The 18,040-nt window shown below is 62.9% G+C and carries 20 protein-coding genes and 1 tRNA gene; 5 read left to right on the forward strand and 16 right to left on the reverse strand.

Annotated elements, in window-relative coordinates:
* Positions 1–69 precede the first annotated feature (69 nt).
* Positions 70–146: transfer RNA gene (locus AC1DVW_RS05250), tRNA-Arg, on the forward strand.
* 158 nt (positions 147–304) lie between these two features.
* Here AC1DVW_RS05250 and AC1DVW_RS05255 read toward each other — a convergent pair.
* Positions 305–580, reverse strand: coding sequence for a hypothetical protein (locus AC1DVW_RS05255; protein WP_477321669.1), 276 nt, complete (start codon positions 578–580; stop codon positions 305–307).
* Between the two features lie 89 nt (positions 581–669).
* On the opposite strand from AC1DVW_RS05255, the gene AC1DVW_RS05260 reads away from it, so the two are divergent.
* Positions 670–2,340: a winged helix-turn-helix domain-containing tetratricopeptide repeat protein gene (locus AC1DVW_RS05260; RefSeq protein ID WP_477321671.1), complete on the forward strand. Its 1,671-nt coding sequence runs from the start codon at positions 670–672 to the stop codon at positions 2,338–2,340.
* Positions 2,341–2,470: 130 nt separating this feature from the next.
* On the opposite strand, the gene AC1DVW_RS05265 is transcribed toward AC1DVW_RS05260, so the two are convergent.
* Positions 2,471–3,172, reverse strand: a complete 702-nt coding sequence (locus AC1DVW_RS05265; protein WP_477321673.1) for a helix-turn-helix transcriptional regulator — start codon at positions 3,170–3,172, stop codon at positions 2,471–2,473.
* Positions 3,173–3,283: 111 nt separating this feature from the next.
* Here AC1DVW_RS05265 and AC1DVW_RS05270 point away from each other — a divergent pair, with 111 nt between their 5' ends.
* Positions 3,284–3,682, forward strand: coding sequence for a VOC family protein (locus AC1DVW_RS05270; protein ID WP_477321675.1), 399 nt, complete (start codon positions 3,284–3,286; stop codon positions 3,680–3,682).
* A 10-nt stretch (positions 3,683–3,692) separates the two neighbouring features.
* Here the strand turns inward: AC1DVW_RS05270 and AC1DVW_RS05275 are convergent, their stop codons facing one another.
* Positions 3,693–4,583 (reverse strand): sigma-70 family RNA polymerase sigma factor, encoded by an 891-nt coding sequence (locus AC1DVW_RS05275; RefSeq protein WP_477321677.1) that lies wholly within the window; start codon positions 4,581–4,583, stop codon positions 3,693–3,695.
* A 28-nt stretch (positions 4,584–4,611) separates the two neighbouring features.
* Positions 4,612–4,917 (reverse strand): hypothetical protein, encoded by a 306-nt coding sequence (locus tag AC1DVW_RS05280; protein WP_477321679.1) that lies wholly within the window; start codon positions 4,915–4,917, stop codon positions 4,612–4,614.
* A 148-nt stretch (positions 4,918–5,065) separates the two neighbouring features.
* Here AC1DVW_RS05280 and AC1DVW_RS05285 point away from each other — a divergent pair, with 148 nt between their 5' ends.
* Positions 5,066–5,431, forward strand: coding sequence for a VOC family protein (locus tag AC1DVW_RS05285; RefSeq protein ID WP_477321681.1), 366 nt, complete (start codon positions 5,066–5,068; stop codon positions 5,429–5,431).
* A gap of 44 nt (positions 5,432–5,475) precedes the next feature.
* On the opposite strand, the gene AC1DVW_RS05290 is transcribed toward AC1DVW_RS05285, so the two are convergent.
* The 5 genes from AC1DVW_RS05290 to AC1DVW_RS05310 all read right to left on the reverse strand — a co-directional run bounded on the left by AC1DVW_RS05290 (position 5,476) and on the right by AC1DVW_RS05310 (position 10,386).
* On the reverse strand, positions 5,476–7,134 hold the full coding sequence (locus AC1DVW_RS05290; RefSeq protein ID WP_477321683.1) for an FAD-binding dehydrogenase: 1,659 nt from the start codon (positions 7,132–7,134) through the stop codon (positions 5,476–5,478).
* 30 nt (positions 7,135–7,164) lie between these two features.
* Entirely contained in the window at positions 7,165–8,151 is a 987-nt protein-coding gene (locus AC1DVW_RS05295; protein ID WP_477274187.1) for a Gfo/Idh/MocA family protein, read from the reverse strand.
* A gap of 68 nt (positions 8,152–8,219) precedes the next feature.
* The gene (locus AC1DVW_RS05300; RefSeq protein ID WP_477274189.1) at positions 8,220–8,795 is read right to left on the reverse strand and encodes a YceI family protein; all 576 of its coding nucleotides are present in this window, start codon (positions 8,793–8,795) and stop codon (positions 8,220–8,222) included.
* A 67-nt stretch (positions 8,796–8,862) separates the two neighbouring features.
* Positions 8,863–9,435, reverse strand: a complete 573-nt coding sequence (locus AC1DVW_RS05305) for a cytochrome b (protein WP_477322622.1) — start codon at positions 9,433–9,435, stop codon at positions 8,863–8,865.
* 60 nt (positions 9,436–9,495) lie between these two features.
* Positions 9,496–10,386, reverse strand: coding sequence for a LysR family transcriptional regulator (locus AC1DVW_RS05310; RefSeq protein WP_477321685.1), 891 nt, complete (start codon positions 10,384–10,386; stop codon positions 9,496–9,498).
* Between the two features lie 96 nt (positions 10,387–10,482).
* Between AC1DVW_RS05310 and AC1DVW_RS05315 the strand changes: the two genes are divergently transcribed.
* Positions 10,483–11,478 (forward strand): aldo/keto reductase, encoded by a 996-nt coding sequence (locus tag AC1DVW_RS05315; RefSeq protein WP_477321687.1) that lies wholly within the window; start codon positions 10,483–10,485, stop codon positions 11,476–11,478.
* A 235-nt stretch (positions 11,479–11,713) separates the two neighbouring features.
* Here the strand turns inward: AC1DVW_RS05315 and pheT are convergent, their stop codons facing one another.
* The 7 genes from pheT to infC form a co-directional block, all read right to left on the reverse strand.
* On the reverse strand, positions 11,714–14,122 hold the full coding sequence (gene pheT / locus AC1DVW_RS05320) for a phenylalanine--tRNA ligase subunit beta (RefSeq protein ID WP_477321689.1): 2,409 nt from the start codon (positions 14,120–14,122) through the stop codon (positions 11,714–11,716).
* Positions 14,119–14,541, reverse strand: coding sequence for a GFA family protein (locus AC1DVW_RS05325; RefSeq protein WP_477321691.1), 423 nt, complete (start codon positions 14,539–14,541; stop codon positions 14,119–14,121). Before AC1DVW_RS05325 ends, pheT begins: the two co-directional genes overlap by 4 nt.
* The gene (gene pheS, locus AC1DVW_RS05330; protein ID WP_477321693.1) at positions 14,538–15,635 is read right to left on the reverse strand and encodes a phenylalanine--tRNA ligase subunit alpha; all 1,098 of its coding nucleotides are present in this window, start codon (positions 15,633–15,635) and stop codon (positions 14,538–14,540) included. The genes AC1DVW_RS05325 and pheS overlap by 4 nt, the downstream gene beginning before the upstream one ends.
* A 144-nt stretch (positions 15,636–15,779) precedes the next feature.
* Positions 15,780–16,181 (reverse strand): 50S ribosomal protein L20, encoded by a 402-nt coding sequence (gene rplT, locus AC1DVW_RS05335; protein WP_023672281.1) that lies wholly within the window; start codon positions 16,179–16,181, stop codon positions 15,780–15,782.
* Between the two features lie 88 nt (positions 16,182–16,269).
* Positions 16,270–16,473: a 50S ribosomal protein L35 gene (gene rpmI, locus AC1DVW_RS05340; RefSeq protein ID WP_006201248.1), complete on the reverse strand. Its 204-nt coding sequence runs from the start codon at positions 16,471–16,473 to the stop codon at positions 16,270–16,272.
* 193 nt (positions 16,474–16,666) lie between these two features.
* On the reverse strand, positions 16,667–17,293 hold the full coding sequence (locus tag AC1DVW_RS05345) for a methyltransferase family protein (protein ID WP_477321695.1): 627 nt from the start codon (positions 17,291–17,293) through the stop codon (positions 16,667–16,669).
* Between the two features lie 141 nt (positions 17,294–17,434).
* Complete coding sequence (infC, locus tag AC1DVW_RS05350) at positions 17,435–17,971, reverse strand: translation initiation factor IF-3 (RefSeq protein WP_010912915.1); 537 nt, start codon at positions 17,969–17,971, stop codon at positions 17,435–17,437.
* Positions 17,972–18,040 lie beyond the last annotated feature (69 nt).

The following is an 18,040-nucleotide window of genomic DNA, read 5'->3' on the forward strand; positions in this document are numbered from 1 at the left end:
GGGAACACGTCTTGTCGCGGCCGGTCGTCAGGATCGGTTTGCGGGGCTATGCCAAGCATGGCCTGTTGCGCGCCCGTAGCTCAGCTGGATAGAGCACCAGACTACGAATCTGGGGGTCAGGAGTTCGAATCTCTTCGGGCGCGCCATTCGCAATTCACTGATTTGCCCTGGGAAGCCTTCGAGCCCACATCAGTTCGCAGTTGCCCAGTCCGTCTATTCTCGTCTGGTTCTTCGCCGGGGCGCCGCCTCAGCTCATACCAAACATTCGCGACACGCCGCGAGACGCCGGCTCTGTCATTCGCGCTCAGGATGATGCGGGCGTCGCCTCTGTTTGCGCACAATATACGAAAGAGACAAAAGCGGGCGGATCGGGAGGAAGGAAATCCTTCTGATGTTTCCATGCCAGACAGAGCGCGTATGTATCGAAGGGTTTCTGTTCTCGCCGTTCGTCGATACCGCCATTTGCAAATGCAAGAGAAACAACATGCGCGGTTGCATTCATAATTTGGGAGTCCGCTTTTGCAGCCGTTTGCGCTGTCAAAAGCAGGGCGACAGCGATGATGAACCTGGTCCGTTTCATGTCAGCCTCCTGTCCAATCCAGAGCCGCGGGGATCGCTTGGATGCTGCGACCGAATGGGCTAGGCTAGGGAGCGCGCCATGAGGGTGAAATGTCCCGAAAGGCTCCTGAAATTGACCCGAAATCTGCCGAAACGATCACGTTCGGCGGTTTTGTTTTCCTGACCAGAATCAACGAACTCCGAACGGTTGAAGGCAAGGCTGTCGATCTCCGCAGCCAGTCCGCCGAGGTGCTCTCCGTGCTCGCGGCGCGACCGGGCGAGATCGCGTCCAAGGATGCGCTGATGGAGGCGGTTTGGCCCGATACGTTCGTGACCGACGACAGCCTTACCCAATGCATTGCCGATATTCGCCGCGCATTGAGGGACGACGCGCATGCGATCGTGGAAACCCTCCCCAGGAGAGGTTACCGGCTGAATGCCGATCCATCGGACACAGCAAACGCCGCGGTGGTCACGGAACGAGCCAGGACACGGTTTTCGCAACGCGGGTTCATTCTTGCTGCGATCGTTCTCGTCGCGGCAGCGATCGGCGCATACTACGGCGCGGAAGCATGGCGAGCCGCCCCCGTTCGTTCGGGCGACATGCCCAGGATTGCGGTCCTTCCCTTCGACGACATGAGTGCCGGTGCGGACAAGGGATATCTCAGCGATGCCGTTGCCGAGGGGATCATCACCGCGCTGGCGCGGAGCAAGACTTATGCCGTCATCGCGCGGAACTCGAGCTTCAGGTACCGCGATAAACCCATCGACACCAGGCAGATTGGAGATGAACTCGGCGTCGACTACCTGCTCGAAGGCAGCCAGCAGAAGATCGGAGATCGGCTGAAAGTGTCCGCCCAGTTGCTGAATGCGCATGACGGATCACATGTCTGGGCCAACTCCTACAACCGGGAGATCGGCGATCTTTTCGTCGTCCAGGAGGAAATCATCCGCACGCTTGCGGATCGGGTCGGAGTAAGGATCGAGCGACCCTTGCCACAGAGCGATGCCGCGCAGGTCAGCGCGCTCAGCTATTACCTGACGGGGAGGGCCCTGATCGGAGAGGATATCACAGCCGAGGGGACCGAGCTGTTAAGGCAGTTCAGCCTCAAGGCGGTCGAAGCGGATCCGAACGCCCAGTTCGGCTATATCGGGCTGGCCTGGTCCGATCGCAATGACGCGGTATTCGGCTGGCACGCGCAGGAACACAACCGGGACGAGGCGTTGAAACTCGCGGCCGAATACGCCGACAAGGCCATCCTGCTCGCCCCTGATGACGCTGCAGCGCATGAGGTCCGCGCCAGCATCCACACCGAAGCCGGAGAGGTCGAGCAGGCCCTTGCCCAGTACGATCAGGCGATCGCCTTGAACCCCAGCGCCTCGCATATCCTCGTCATGAGTACGGACGTGCTGCTGTATGTTGGCCGCGCCGACGAAGCGATCGATCGGATCGAGCAGGCCAAGGGCATCGATCCCTTCCACCCTGACTTTTTTCACTGGCAGATGGGCTGGGCGCTCTGGGAAAAGAATGATTGTGGGGCGGCGCTGGCAGCGATGCGGAAAATGGCCAGAATCCCGAGCGGCGCACAGCGCATGCTTGCGGGGATCCACGCCTGCCTGGGAAACCAGCGAGAGGCAAAGGAAGCGCTTGCAGTTTTCCTCCAGAACACTCCTGGTGAATCCATCAGCAAAGAACGCAGGGAGTGGGACAAGATTTGGACCGCACCCGGAAGCCTCGATCGCTGGATCACGCAGATGCGGTTCGCCGGGTTGCCGGAGTGAACGGCTGTCCGTGCGCGGCCGCGACCTTGGCGAAGTCGCTTTAGATTGAATTCTCCTCAACTTTGTTCCTTTGACGCCAGACGGCGCATCTGCGCGAAGTCCGCAGCCGCGCCCGTGCCGAACCCGCCCGCTATGACAGCCGCACACCGCGCTCGCTCTCCATATGGCGTTTCCATCGGGTTCTCAGCTCGCCGAGACGACTGCCGTGATTCTCGTCAAGAAATTCGGCGGCGACGATGCGATCCGTCCTGAAGTTGCGAAACGCCTGGCGCAGCTCGCACCAGGCAGCCAGCAGGCGCACTGTCTCGGCATAGCCGATAATGACCGGCCAGATGACACGCTCGCTGTCTTGCGCCTCCTGGTTTCGATAGCGGATCCGTATCTTGCGCCCGTTGCGTATCCATAGACGGGTTTTCGCAATATCCAGGACGTCGGGGGCGAGCACCCTGGCCGGCGCCACCCCGGTGGCCGGCTCGGCGATGAACGGCCGCAGACGTTCTGGCACGACGGTGGCGATCTTGGCAATCAGGTCGCGCGCCGCAAGCGCCAGCACGGGGTCGCCGCGCTCGGCGACCAGTTGCGCGCCAAGCACCGCGGCTTCGATCTCATCTTGTGTCAGCATCAGCGGTGGCATGTCGAAATCGCTGTCGAGGACATAGCCGAGTCCAGCCTCGCCGCGGATCGGCACCCTTTGCCCGATCAGGTCCGCCATGTCGCGGTAGACGCACCGCTTCGACACCTCCAGCTCTTCGGCCAGCATGCCGGCGGTGATCGGGCGGGTGGAGCGCCGCATGATCTGGATAATCTGAAACAGGCGGTCGGCTCGGCGCATGGCGGTCTCGCTGCTGACGGGAAGCTGTCAGCAGGACCCTGCCACAAGCCGCCCAGCGCCGCACCCCCGCGGCAAAAAGTCGGGAACATCGCCCCGCAGAAGGAGAACACCATGAATTTCGTTTCGGTGCGCATAATTGCCAGCGACGTCGGCCGCCTGGTTGAATTCTATGAAGCCATCACAGGCCTGTCGGCGACGCGCTACACCGACGATTTTGCCGAGTTGGCGACGCCAGCCTGTACCCTGGCAATAGGCAGCGAGCGCACCGTGGCCCTGTTCGGCGCCGGCTCCGCGCGCCCTGCCGCCAACCACAGCTGCATCATCGAGTTCCGCGTCGATGACGTCGACAAGGATTTTGCGAGACTGGGCAAGGTCGTCAGTGAATTTGTCCAGCAGCCGACAACCATGCCATGGGGAAACCGCTCCTTGCTGTTTCGTGACCCCGACGGGAATCTGATCAATTTCTTCACGCCGGTCAGCGCCGAAGCGATCAAGAAGTTCAACGGCTAGAGGTTTCCACTCACCCGTCGATCAACCGGATATCCGCATCGACGACGCAATAAGGCGCATAACGGAAATCGCGGATCGCGATGACCTGCTCGTCCAGCCATTCGACCAGCATGAAGCCGCGCACGGCAGCATCTGCCGCCTGCGGGTCGCGGATCAGGATGGCCGGCCGGTCCTCGACGAAGCCGAGCGACAGCACCCAGTCACTGACGCGGTCGTAATTGCCGAAATAGGTCGATGCCTGCGCCTTGCCATGCAGCCGCGTGCGGTTGACGACTTCGAGTTGGATATCCTCGGCGATCAGCGCCCGCACGGCGTCGAAATCGCGCGCGTTGAACAGATCGACATAGTGGCGCAGGCGCCGCTCATCGTCGGGATCGAGCCTGGGCACGGGTGCCTCGTCCGGCGCTGACGCCAGCAAGCGCAGCTGCGCCCGCCCGCGATGCAGGGCCGCCTTGGTCGCGGCCAGCGTCGCGCCGGAGACGTCGCAGGTCTCGTGCAGGCTGAGGCCGAGCACGTCGACCAGGATGACCGCACTGCGCTGCGCCACTGAAAGCTGCATGAAGGAGCGCAGGCCGGTCGCCGCGGCGAGCCTGGCGTCGGCGCTGCCGGAGGGGTCCTCGATCGTCGTCATGTCGGCCTCGGTGATGCGCAACCTTTCCCGGTTGCGCCGGCGCAGATGATCCTGCGCGGCATTGTGGGCGATGCGAAACAGCCATTGCTCGGGGCGCTCGACGGCGGCACGGCCGTTGATGGCCTGCAGCGCCTTCACCACCGTCTCCTGCACGATGTCCTCGCCGTCGATCACCGAGCCGGCCATGCGGGCGCAATAGCGATGCAGTTTTGGCCGCAGCCCGGCCAGCATTGCTTCCAGGGCCGGCCGGTCGAGTCTTGCTGTGCTCATGGTTGGTCCCGCGCGGTTGATCCGAATTTCAACGTTCGCCAGCCAGCATACGGTAATTGCCGATGATCCTGGCAGGCGATCTGACAACCGGCGTCGCGCGCCGATCCGCATGATCCGCACTGAAGGCCTTGAAGGCCGCCAGCCCGGTAATCGCGGAACTTTCCTTGTCCTGACCGACGATGTGGATGAACTCGCCATTGTCCAGTTCGAGCACGAGATAGCCCACGGCTGGTGGCGCCGCCTCGGCCAGCGCCTCGAACACCTTGGTCACCAGCGCGCGGTTCTCCGCCAGCTCAGCGTCCTTCACGCCATAGCGAATGATCGTGTAGCCCATCGTCCGTCTCCTGTTGGTTGGTCTGCTCAAAGGACGTTTCGCGGTGCCGAAAAGATTCTCGCACCCCTGAGAATCTTTTTGACCACCCACATCGTCTTTCACCGGTGGGGGCTGCGCCGTGGCCATCAGAGAGCAGGAGAGACATGTCATGCACATCCAGTTTGCCGAATTGCCGGTGTTCGACCAGGACCGCGCCAAGGCGTTCTACACCGATCATCTCGGCTGCCAGGTCATAGCCGACCAGCCGATGGGCGACGGGGGTTGGCGCTGGATCGAGCTGGCGTTTCCTCATGCCGTTACCAACCTGCATTTCGTCAGGCGGGCCGATGCAGCGCCAGCTGCCGAGCCAGTGCTGGTGCTGGTCGACTGGAACGTCGAAGCGACCATCGCGACTTTGAAGTCTCGCGGCGTCGAGATCATCACCGAGCCGCAGGAAGCGCCCTGGCAACGGGGCCGCACCGTCGCCGAGTTCCGCGACAGCGAGGGCAACCGGATGGTGGTTGCCAGCCGATGAGAGGAGCTACGGCACCCCCGAACGGATGCAGGTGCTTTTCGCGTCTATCCCACTGAAGCCGCCGCTGCCCGACCCGCGCTGCGGCCCGAAAAAATGCAGCCGCCAAGAAACGTGCCTTCCAGTGCGGCATAGCCATGCACGCCGCCACCGCCGAAGCCGGCGACCTCGCCGACTGCATAGAGCCCCTCGACCGGCTGGCCGTCGGCATTAAGCACGCGGCTGTCGAGATCGGTCTGCAGGCCGCCCAGCGTCTTGCGGGTCAGGATGTTGAGCCGAACCGCGATCAGCGGGCCGTTCGCCGGGTCAAGCATCTTGTGCGGCTTGGCCGTGCGGATCAGCCGGTCGCCGAGATAGGCGCGCGCGCCACGCAGCGCGGTGATCTGCATGTCCTTGGAAAACGGATTGTCGAGCTGCCGGTCGCGGGCGCGGATTTCGCGCTCGACCTGGGCGAGCTCAAGCAGCGGCTCGCCGCCGGCCAGCGCATTCATGCGGGCAACGAGCGCCGGCAATTCGGCTTCAACGATGAAGTCTTCGCCCTTTTCCATGAACGCCTTGACCGGGCCGGGAATGCCCGACGTGGCGCGGCCAATCACTTGCCGCCAGCTCTTGCCGGTGAGATCGGGGTTCTGCTCGGAGCCCGACAGTGCGAACTCCTTCTGGATGATCTTTTTGGTCAGAATGAACCAGGAATAGTCGAAGCCAGTAGCCATGATGTGGCTGAGCGTGCCCAGCGTATCGAAGCCGGGATAGAGCGGCACCGGCAGGCGCTTGCCGCGCGCATCGAGCCACAGCGATGATGGGCCGGGCAGGATGCGGATCGCATGGTCGGTCCAGATCGGCGCCCAGTTCTTGATGCCCTCGACATAATGCCACATGCGGTCGCGGTTGATGATCGAACCGCCAGCCGCCTCTGATATCGCCAGCATGCGGCCGTCGACATGGTCGGGAACGCCGGTGATCATGTGTTTTGGCGGAGTGCCCAGCCGTTGCGGCCAGTTCTTGCGCACCAGCTCGTGATTGGCGCCGATGCCGCCGGAGGCGACGATGACCGCTTGCGCCTTCAACTCGAAATCGTCGGCGACGTCGCGCGAACTTTTTTGGCCGCGCTCGACAGAGCTCGGTTGCAAGATGTCGCCGCGCACGCCGGTGACGACAGCGCCGGTGCGGATCAGTTCGTTGACCCGGTGGCGGAATTTGAAGCGGATCAGCCCCTGCTTTTGCGCCTCGCGCACGCGCTGGACAAAAGGCTCGAGCACGCCGGGACCGGTGCCCCACGTCACGTGGAAGCGCGGCACTGAATTGCCGTGGCCGAGGGCGTTGCCGCCACCGCGCTCGGCCCAGCCAACCACCGGAAAGAATTTCAGGCCGCGTTGTATCAGCCACGAGCGTTTCTCGCCGGCGGCAAAGCCGACATAGGCCTCGGCCCAGCGGCGTGGCCAAAGATCTTCCGGCCGGTCGAAGGCGGCGGTGCCCAGCCAGTCCTCAAGCGCCAGATCATAGGTGTCGCGGATGCGCATGCGCCGCTGTTCGGGCGAATCGACCAGGAAAATGCCGCCGAACGACCAGAAGGCCTGGCCGCCGAGCGACTGGTCCGGCTCCTGGTCGACGATGATGATTTTCTTGCCGGCATCAGTCAGCTCGGCCGCCGCAACCAGCCCGGCGAGGCCGGCGCCGACAATGATCACATCCGCGTCGTCAGCCATTTTTTGCTCCCCCGGGCTTCGATAAAATCGTCAGACCGCTTCCCAGCCGTCCTTGCCGCCGGCGCGGAAAATGGCGTCGATGACCTTCTGGTTGAGCACGGATTCTTCCAGCGTGAAGACGTGCTCCTTGCCGCCCTGTGCCGCCCGCGCAAAAGTCTCGACCTCCAGCCGGTACTGCTGCGTGCCGGGAAAGCGGAACACTTGCGCCTCGGTATGGTTCTGGTTGTGCAGCTCGACGCGGTGATGATCGTAGAGCCCGGCATTGAAGGGCGAGAACACCTCGATGAAACCCTTCTCGCCGTGGAACACCATCACCTGGCGCGCCGCCATCTGCGTCGACAGATAGAAGGACAGTTCGAAGTCGCCGAAATCGGCGCGGATCGAGGAGTAGATGTCGGTCCCGAATTTTTTGTCGCGCTCGATCGTCGCCTGCACACGGCTAGGCTCCTTGCCGGTGGAAAAGCGTGTCGACACCGTCGGATAGACGCCGATGTCGGGCAGCGCGCCGCCACCGAGGTCAAGCTGGTTGCGCATGTTGTTGGGGTCGACATTGTAGTAGGAGAACGCGCCCTGCACATGGCGCAGCCGGCCGATGGCGCCGCTGGCGATGAGTTCGCGCACCTTGATCCATTGCGGATGGTAGATGACCATGAAGGCTTCGCAGACCAGCACCTTCTTGGCATCGCGCAGCTTGATCAGTGGTAATATATCCTTGGCGTCGAGCGCGAGAGGCTTCTCAACCAGCACATGTTTTCCCGCCTCGATGGCCTTGGCTGTCCATTCGACGTGCTGCGAGGTCGGCAGCGGGATGTAGACGCCGTCGACGTCCTTGGAGGCGAGCAACTCCTCATAGGAACCGAAGGCATGGCGCGCGCCGAAACGGTCGCCCAGCGCCTTGGCTTTCGACAGGTCGCGGCTGGCGATCGCCGACAGCACGCCGTTCTCTGCATCGACGATTGCGGGCAGCAGCTGCTCGCGCCCGATCTTGGCGGTCGACAAAACACCCCATCGGAACATCACGCTTCTCCATCTCGATTACAGGCGACGAGGTTTGCCCGAAATCGATGGAAAAGCCAATTGAAGACTCAGCTCCGTTTTCCCGTCAGCGTCATGTCGAAATCGACGACATTCGAATAGATCGGTGTGCCGACATCCATGCCGTAGCGTGACCGCAGCACCTTGCCGGTGACGTGGAATTTGATCGTGCCGGCCTTGAGGCCGCCGAGTTCGGCGGTGAACTTTTCCGCAAACGTCTTGCCGCGCGCCTTCAGCCGCCCAGTGACCAGGGCTGTGGTGTCGCTGGTGCGTTTGACGCTGGTCGAGCGAAACTGGATTTCCGGACTGTTGGCCGCGTCGAACACCGCGTCGGAGCGCAGGAAGGCGTCGATGCGGCCCTGGCCGGTGCCGACGCTTTCGGGAAAGATGGTGAAGTTGACCTGGGAGCGCCCGACATCGCTGTTGTCGATGCGGATCGAGCCCTTGAAACGACCGAAGGCGCCGTTCAACCCCCCGCCACCGACCTTGCCGATGGAGAAGTGGATGCTGGAACTGCCCGGGTTGATCGTGTAGCTGCCGGCGGCTTCGCCGAGTTCAACAGCGGCGGAGACAGGCATGGCAAGGCAAGCGGCGACCGCCGCGAATCCGATGATGCGCGCATACATGGAGTTATTCCTTTTTTGGAGGCAACGCTTTCGCGTCCTCACCCAACAAACGAATGAGCCGCCCGCTCTATTCCTGATCTGACGAAGGCGTGATCATGCGCGTGAGCACTGCGTCCTTCAGCCAGAAATGATGGCGCAGCGCAGCAGCGAGATGCAAGACGACAAGTCCGATGCCGGCATAGGCGAGATACCAGTGCGCCGACGTCCAGAAGCTTTCGCTCGCATCCGATTCAGCCAGCGGCAGGTTCGGCATCACGAACAGGTTGAACGGCATGCTGGGGATCTCCAGCATCGACACCGAGACCAGCGCCCAGCCGGACAACGGTAGAGCCAGTTGAAAGGCATACAGCACCAGATGCGCCAGCGGCGCTGTCCGGCGCTCCAGGGCGCCGACCGAGCGCGGCAGCACCGGCGCGGCATTGCCGAGCCGCCAGGCGATGCGCAGGACAACCAGGCCAAGCAACAGAAAGCCGAAAGATTTGTGCAACTGGATCAGCTCGAAGGCGGTGCGCTGGCTGGTCAGCCGTACCATGACGAAGCCGAGCCCGAACTGGCCGATGAAGATTATCGCGATCAGCCAGTGAAGGAGTATCGCCGCCCAGCCATAGCGGGTGGTGCTGTTGGTGATCAGTGCAGGCATTGACGGTGAACGAATGTAGGGGCGGGTTTCTTCCATTCTCCCCTCGTGGGAGGGTGGTCCTCACCCTCTCACCTTGAAGAAATCGACGAACGCCCGCAGTGCCGGCCGCATCTGGCGGCGGCTCGGATAGTAGACGAAGAAACCGTCGAAGGGCGGGCACCAGTCTTCCATCACACGGATGAGCCTGCCGTCGGCGAGCGGTGCGCGAACATAATCCTCGAACACGAAGGCGAGCCCGGCGCCATCGACCGCTGCCTGGGCGATCAGATGGTCCTCGTCGAGGATCAGTGGCCCTTGCGCAGCGAACTCGATCTCCTCGCCGTCCTTCTCGAACTCCCAGCGGTAGAGAATGCCGCTGGAGAAGCGGAAGCGGATGCAGCGGTGGTCGGCCAGATCGTGCGGATGCGATGGTTTGGGCATGGTCGCGAAATAGGACGGAGCGCCGACGACGGCGCCGCGAAGGTTGGGCCCTATGCGCACAGCGATCATGTCGCGCTGCAGGCTCTCGCCGAGCCGGACGCCGCCATCGAAACCGCCTTCGACGACATCGGTGAAGCGATCCTCGATGACGATTTCCAGCACGATGTCGGGGTAGGCCGCGGCGAAGGCGCCGAGCCTGGGTGTCAGCGCCAGGTGGGCCGCGGTGCGCGGCACGGTCAGCCTAAGGTTGCCGGCCGGCCGGTCGCGTGCCTCGATCGCTGTCTCCAGCGCCAGATCGATTTCCGACAGCGCCGGCCGCAGGCGCTCCAGCAGCTGTGCTCCAGCCTCGGTCGGCGCGACGCTGCGTGTGCTGCGCGCCAGGAGGCTAACGCCAAGCCGTGCCTCCAGGCTGGACACCGCATGGCTCACCGCCGACGGCGCGATGGCCAATTCCCTGGCGGCGCCGCGAAAGCTCCCACATTGGGCGACCGTCGCCAGCACGGCCAATTGGGAAAGATGCGCTCGGTTCATTGATCTATCTATTAGAACAGCCTGTGCAAATGAGAGCTGATTATCGAACATAGGGCAAGGCCCTATCTCTGTCGCATCGCAACAAGGAGACACGTGATGCAAACCCGCAAGCTAGGAACAGAATTGAAGGTCTATCCCGTCGGCCTCGGCTGCATGGGCATGAGCTTCGCCTATGGCGGTCAGGCAGAGGCCGACGCGATCGCCACGCTGCGCCGCGCCGTCGACATCGGCGTCAATTTCTTCGATACGGCGGAAGTCTATGGCCCCTTCGAGAACGAAATCCTGCTTGGCAAGGCTCTGAAGCCGGTGCGCGACAAGGTAACCATCGCCACCAAGTTCGGCTTCAGGATTTTGGAAGAGGGCACCGGCATGCAGCGCATGGCCGGCGTCGACAGCCGTCCCGAGCACGTCAAGGCGGTGGCCGAGGCGTCGCTGAAGCGGCTGGGCACCGAGGTCATCGACCTCTACTACCAGCACCGTGTCGACCCCAACGTGCCGATCGAGGACACGGTCGGCGCCATGGCCGGGCTGGTGCGCGAGGGCAAGGTGCGGGCGCTTGGCCTGTCGGAGGCCGGTGCCGCAACCATCCGCCGGGCCCATGCCGTGCACCCGATCGCGGCCGTGCAGAGCGAATACTCGCTGTGGAGCCGCGATCCGGAGGACGAGGTGTTTGCCGTCTGCCGCGAACTCGGGATCGGCTTTGTTCCCTACAGCCCGCTCGGCCGTGGCCTGCTGACCGGCACCATCGCCAAACCCGAGGCCTTGAGCGACGACGATTGGCGCCGCACGCTGCCCCGCTTCCAGGCCGACGCCATGGCCGCCAATGCTGCTGTCATCGCCACGCTGGAGAAGATGGCGGCGCAAAAGGGCGTGACCACGGCACAGCTGGCGCTCGCCTGGGTGCTGCACCAGGGCGATTTCATCGTGCCGATCCCGGGTGCGAGAAAAATCCACCATCTGGAGCAGAACACGGCGGCAGCCGCGATCGAGTTGAGCGCGGCTGAGGTGGCGGCGATTGGCGATGCGCTGTCGCCGGATAAGGTGGTTGGCAAGCGCTACACCGAGGAGCTGTTGGCGCTGGTGAATGGGTGAGCGATGATCAACAGAGGAAGGGGCGCTTCGGCGCCCCTTTTTCGTATCTGGCAGCGCAGAGGGGGGTGTCTCGCGCCGACATTTCCTACCAAGGCACCACCGATATCTCCGGCCAGTTCTCTCTTGCCCTCGCCCCCTTCGCCTCATGCGTCTGCATCTGCTCGCAAGTCTCAGAGCAATTCCAGGAAAAGTGTGAAAGGGGTTTTCCGTCCGGAATTGCGTCAAGAAAGAAACTCTAGCCGCGCAGCACGCCGCCCGTCTGCTTGCCGACATTCTCGACGATGCGCTTGGCCAGCGCCTCGAAATCCTCGTCGGTCAGCGTCTTTTCGACCGGCTGGATCGACACTTCGATAGCGATCGATTTTTTGGCCGCGCCAAGCGAAGCGCCTTCGAAGACGTCGAAGACCGAGACGGCGGTGATGAGCTTCTTGTCGGCGGCCAATGCGGCGCGCACCAGCGTGCCGGCCTCGACCGTCTTGTCGACGACGAAGGCAAAATCGCGCTTCACCGCCTGGAAAGCGGAGAGCTCCAGCTTAGGCTTGGTCTTCGTCGGCTTGGCCTTCGACTCCGGCACGGCGTCGACGAACACCTCGAAGCCGCACAGCGGTCCGGAGACATCGAGCCCCTCCAGCGTCTTCGGATGGAATTCGCCGAATGTGCCGAGCACCGTCTTCGGGCCGAGCTTGATCGTGCCGGAACGGCCGGGATGATACCAGGCCGGACCGCCGGCCTCGATCTGCAGCCGCTCGACCGGTGCGCCGCAGGCTTCCAGGGCCGCGATTGCATCGGCCTTGGCGTCGAACACGCCGACATTCTGGGAATTGCCGGCCCAATTGCGGCCGGAGCCGTCAAGCTTTGCGGTTCCGCGCCGCACGCCGGCGGCGACTCGCCGCTGCTGGTCGGCGCCGTCGCCTTCATAGGTGCCCGACACTTCGAACAGCGCCACATCGCCGATGCCCTTGTCGGCATTGCGCTGCGCAGCCGCCATCAGGCCCGGCAGCAGCGACGGCCGCATGTCGGACATGTCGGCGGCGATCGGGTTGGCAAGCTTCAGCGCCGTCTGCCCGCCGCCGAACAATTCGGCGTGTTTTGCGGGAATGAACGACCAGGTCACGGCCTCCATCATGCCGCGCACCGCAAGCGCGCGCTTGGCCGCACGGGTGCGGATCTGCAGCGTCGTCAGGATCTTTGAATTGACCGCGTCATGCGCGCCGAGCGGCTGCGGGACGATGTTGTCGACGCCGTGGATGCGCATGACCTCCTCGACCAGATCGGCCTTCCCAGCAACATCCGGCCGCCAGGACGGCACGGCGACTTTGACGACATCGCCCGAACCTTTGGGCTTGAAGCCGAGGCGCGACAGAATGTCGAGGCTTTCTTCCCTGGGCACCTCGACGCCGGTTAGCCGCTTCACTTCCGACAGCGGGAAGGAGACGATCTTTGGGGTGTGGCCGGCATAGCCTGCCACTTCGATCTCCGTCGGCGTGCCGCCGCAGAAATCAAGCACCAGCCTGGTCGCCAGCTCCACGCCGGGGACCATAAATTCAGGGTCGACGCCGCGCTCGAACCGGTAGCGCGCGTCCGTGATGATGCCGAGCGTGCGGCCGGTGCGGGCCGTGGCGATCGGGTCCCAAAGGGCCGATTCGATCAACACGTCGGTGGTGTTCTCGTCGCAACCGGAATGTTCGCCGCCCATGATGCCGGCAATCGATTCGACGCCATTGTCATCGGCTATGACGCACATTTCCGGCGTCAGCGTGTATTCACGACCGTCGAGCGCCTGCACCTTTTCACCGTCGCGCGCGCGGCGCACGACCAGATTGCCCGCGACCTTGCTGGCGTCGAACACGTGCAGCGGCCGGCCACGGTCGAAGGTGACGTAGTTGGTGATGTCGACCAGCGCGCTGATTGGCCTCAAGCCAATGGCGATCAGCCGCTGCTGCAGCCATTTCGGCGACGGGCCGTTCTTGACGCCCTTGACCAGATTGAGCGCGAAGCCGGGGCAGAGCTCCGGCGCCTCGATCGTCACCTTGACCGGGCACATGCCGCTGCCGACATGGGGCATGATGGCGCCACCGACGAGGCGGCCCATCCCGCTCGCCGCCAGGTCGCGGGCGATGCCGTAGACGCTGGTCGCATCGGGCCGGTTCGGCGTCAGATTGATCTCGATCAGCGGATCGTCGAGATGCGCATAGGCGGCAAAGCTGGTGCCGACAGGCGCATCCGCAGGCAGATCGATGATGCCGTTGTGTTCGTCGGACAGTTCCAGCTCGCGCTCGGAGCACATCATGCCATGGCTTTCGACGCCGCGGATCTTGCCGACCGTCAGCGTCACGTCGATGCCGGGGACATAGGTGCCGGGCGCGGCAAAGGCCCCGATCAGGCCCGCGCGGGCGTTCGGCGCGCCGCAGACGACCTGCACCGGGGCCTTGCCGTCGCCGGTGTCGACGGTCAACACCCGCAGCCGGTCGGCATCTGGGTGCTGCACCGCCGTCAGCACTTTGGCGATGACGAAGGGCTTTAAGCCAGCTTTGTCGTCGACATGTTCGACTTCGAGGCCGATCGAGGTCAGCCGCTCGACGATCTCGTTGAGCGTTGCGTCGGTCTCGAGGTGATCCTTGAGCCAGGAGAGGGTGAATTTCATGATTGTGTTCCGTGTGGTCTGGGCACGCTGGTCTTGGGATGTCTCGGCAAGTCGTCCTGCAAATGCAGAAAGGCAAGCTGCTCGCTGACATAGGCATGCAGCGTCGGCTCGAAATCGGCCGGCGCGTCCATGGCGCCGAGCATGAAATAGATGTGGTCTTCCAGCCGCTCATCGACATAGGCGATCGGCGAGCCGCAAATGCCGCAGAACGAGCGCGTCACCGGCCCGTTCTCGTACATCTTCAACGCCTTGCCGGTGAAGGCGATCTGCTCGGTCAGGAAGCCGACAAAGGCCGACACCGGCGCGCCGCTGGCCCTCCGGCAATCGCCGCAATGGCAATAGCTGACATGGTGCGGTTCGGCCGAAGCCTCGAACCGCACGGCGCCGCAGCGACAGCCGCCGGTGTGTGGCGCTGTCATGCGGAGAGGCCTCCGAACAGCGTCGGCATGTCGAGCGGCCTGAAGCCGTAATGCGCCAGCCAGCGCACATCGGCGTCGAAGAACGCGCGCAGGTCCGGCATGCCGTATTTCAGCATGGCGATGCGGTCGATGCCCATGCCCCAGGCAAAGCCCTGGTACTCGTCAGGGTCGAGCCCGCCAGCCTTCAGCACATTGGGGTGCACCATGCCGCAGCCGAGGATTTCCATCCAGTCGGAGCCTTCGCCGAAGCGAACTTCGCCCGGCCGCGAACGGTCGCACTGGATGTCGACCTCGAGGCTCGGCTCGGTGAACGGGAAGAAGGACGGCCGGAAGCGCATCTTGACCGAGGGTACCTCGAAGAACGCCTTGCAGAACTCTTCCAGCACCCACTTCATGTTGGCGACGTTAGCCGTCTTGTCGATCACCAGCCCCTCGACCTGATGGAACATCGGCGAGTGGGTGGCGTCCGAATCCTGCCGGTAGGTTTTGCCGGGGATGACGATGCGGATCGGCGGCTTCTGCGTTTCCATGGTGCGGATCTGCACCGGCGAGGTGTGGGTGCGCAAAAGCTTGCGCTCGCCCTTCTCGTCCGGCTGGAAGAAGAAGGTGTCGTGCATCTCGCGCGCCGGATGTCCCTCGGGGAAATTCAGCGCAGTGAAATTGTAATAGTCGGTCTCGACATCCGGACCTTCGGCGATGGCAAAGCCGAGATCGCCGAAGATCGCCGCGATCTCGTCGATGACCTGGCTGATCGGGTGGATACGGCCGCGCTCGGCCGGCGATTGCCGCACCGGCAGCGTCACATCGACCTTTTCCGCGGCAAGGCGGGCGGTGATCGCCACATCCTTCAGTTCGGCCCGGCGCGAGGTGAGCGCGTCGGTGACGCGGTTCTTGAGGCCGTTGATCGCCGGCCCCTTCAGCTGGCGCTCCTCGGCGCTCATAGCGCCCAGCGTCTTCAGCATTTCGGAAACCGATCCCTTCTTGCCAAGGGCGGCAACACGCACGGCTTCGATAGCGGCCTCGTCCGCGGCCGACGCTATGTCGGCAAGCAGCGAAGCTTCCAGGGCTTCAAGATTTCCAGCAGTGGCGTTCACGGCGAAGCTCTCTCGATCGGGCGACCGACACCATTTTGGTTCGTCGTCACCATTTGGTTACATCAGGCATAAGAAAAACCCGCGCCAGCCGTGCCAGCGCGGGTTCCCCAAATCAGAATAGCGAATGCTTGGGAAGCGCTGGTCTTAGGCGACAGCGCTTTCAAAAGCGTTCGGCGTGGTGTTCTTCAGATATTCGAGCGCGACCTTGGCCTTGGCGACCAGGGCTGCGAAAGCCTGCGGCTCGTGGATGGCCATGTCCGACAGGATCTTGCGATCGATCTCGATGCCCGACTTGTTGAGGCCGTCGATGAAGCGGCCATAGGTCAGGCCATGCTCGTGCGTCGCGGCGTTGATGCGCTGGATCCACAGCGCGCGGAACGAGCGCTTGCGGTTCTTGCGGTCGCGATACGCGTACTGCATCGACTTTTCCACCGCCTGCTTGGCGATGCGGATGGTGTTCTTGCGGCGGCCGTAGAAGCCTTTCGCGGCTTTCAGGACCTTCTTGTGCTTGGCGTGCGAGGTGACGCCTCTTTTTACGCGTGCCATGTCATGATCTCCTTAAAAGCAATTCCAAGTGCCTGGCGGCTTTCCGTTCGGAATTGCGTAAAACAAATGCGTGTCCGGACCGAATGCCTTAGAGGCCGTTCGGCAGAAAATTCTTGATGACCTTCTTGCCATCCGGTTCAGCCAGAACCATCGTGCCGCGGGCATTTCGAATGAACTTGTTGGAACGCTTGATCATGCCGTGACGCTTGCCGGCCGCAGCCGACAGGACTTTACCCGTACCTGTGATCTTGAACCGCTTCTTGGCGGCCGACTTGGTCTTCATCTTGGGCATTTTGCTACTCCGTTTATGTGCGCACGATCGCGCTTTTTGTTCGCTTCAGGCCGACCAAAGCCCGAAAAGCAAATGAAACCGCCACGGCATGCCCTGCCGGGCGGTTTTCTTGGAACGGCGGTCCTATACGTCAAAGCGGGCCGGGGCGCAACACCTCAGGGGATGCGACGCTCTGTCCGGACCCGAGCGTGGCCTAAGGGATGCGGAACAGCACCGGGAGTATCCCAGATTGCTGGGCGCCGTCGATGGTTTCGAAGACGGGCAGCGCCACCAGGAACACCAGCCCGTCCAGCAGCGTGGTCAACAGCAGGCGCGGCTTGAAGCTGCCGGTATCGCCTTCCTCGTAGAGAGACAAATTAGGGAAGAAGCGCGGCACTTTTGCCAGATAGGCCTTGTATGGCGCACCAAGCGCCTCCTTGAGGAATTTCTCCTCGTGCCGGATGACGATGTGAAAGGCTCCCGCACAAAGCAACCCGAAGCCGATCGTGCCCGTGATCGAGCCGATCTGCGCGCCGACGCCGGCGGCAGCGACGCTCGAGAAGACATAGAGCGGGTTTCGGGTGATCGAATAGGGTCCGCCGGTCACCACCTCGGAGGATTTGCGCCCGCCTATATAGAGCGTCGACCACAAGCGTCCGACGACACCGAGGAAGATCAAAAGCACGCCGAACATCTCGATGGTTTCGTGCACCGGTGTATCCGGCGGAAACGTCGACTGGCCGAACAGCAGCGCCGCGAACAGCACGACGACCAGTACCGCAAGCACCATCCTGCGCGTGTGCTGATAGTCGCCAGTGGCGTATTTGACCTCATTGACCATGTCGGAATCCGATCGTCGAAAAGCTTTGCCGGCGATCGCAGCATCTGGACAAGAAACAGGCGTCCCGCCGATCGCCGGGACGCCGTGGAATATCATCAAGGCGGATTTAGAGCGCCATCATCACGCTGAACTTATCGTGATCTAGCGCGGCGCCAGCACCATCATCATCTGGCGGCCTTCGAGCTTCGGTTCCGCTTCGACCTTGGCGATGGTCGCCACTTCCTCGCGGACCTTGTTCAGAAGCTGCATGCCGAGTTCCATATGCGCCATCTCGCGGCCACGGAAGCGAAGGGTCAGCTTGACCTTGTCGCCTTCCTCGAAGAAGCGCCGCACGGCCTTCATCTTGGTCTCGTAGTCATGGCTGTCGATGTTCGGGCGCATCTTGATCTCCTTGATCTCGATGACCTTCTGGTTCTTGCGCGCCTCGGCCGCCTTCTTCTGGTTGGCGTATTTCAGCTTGCCGAGATCGAGGATTTTTACGACGGGCGGTACCGCATTGGGCGATATCTCGACCAGATCGAGCCCGGCCTCTTCGGCAAGCAGCAATGCGTCGTTGATGGAGACATCGCCTCGGTTCTGGCCTTCGGCGTCGATGAGCTGGACCCGGGGAACCCGGATATCACGGTTGGAGCGCGGGCCATCCTTGGTGGGCGCCGCTGCTTTGAAAGGTCTGCGAATGGTCGTGGTCTCCTTGAGCCGTTTCGTTCAGGGTTCTTCAGTTCAAATCGGTGAACGCGCCAATGTGGT

The sequence above is a fragment of the Mesorhizobium sp. P3_B5 genome (assembly GCF_056402815.1).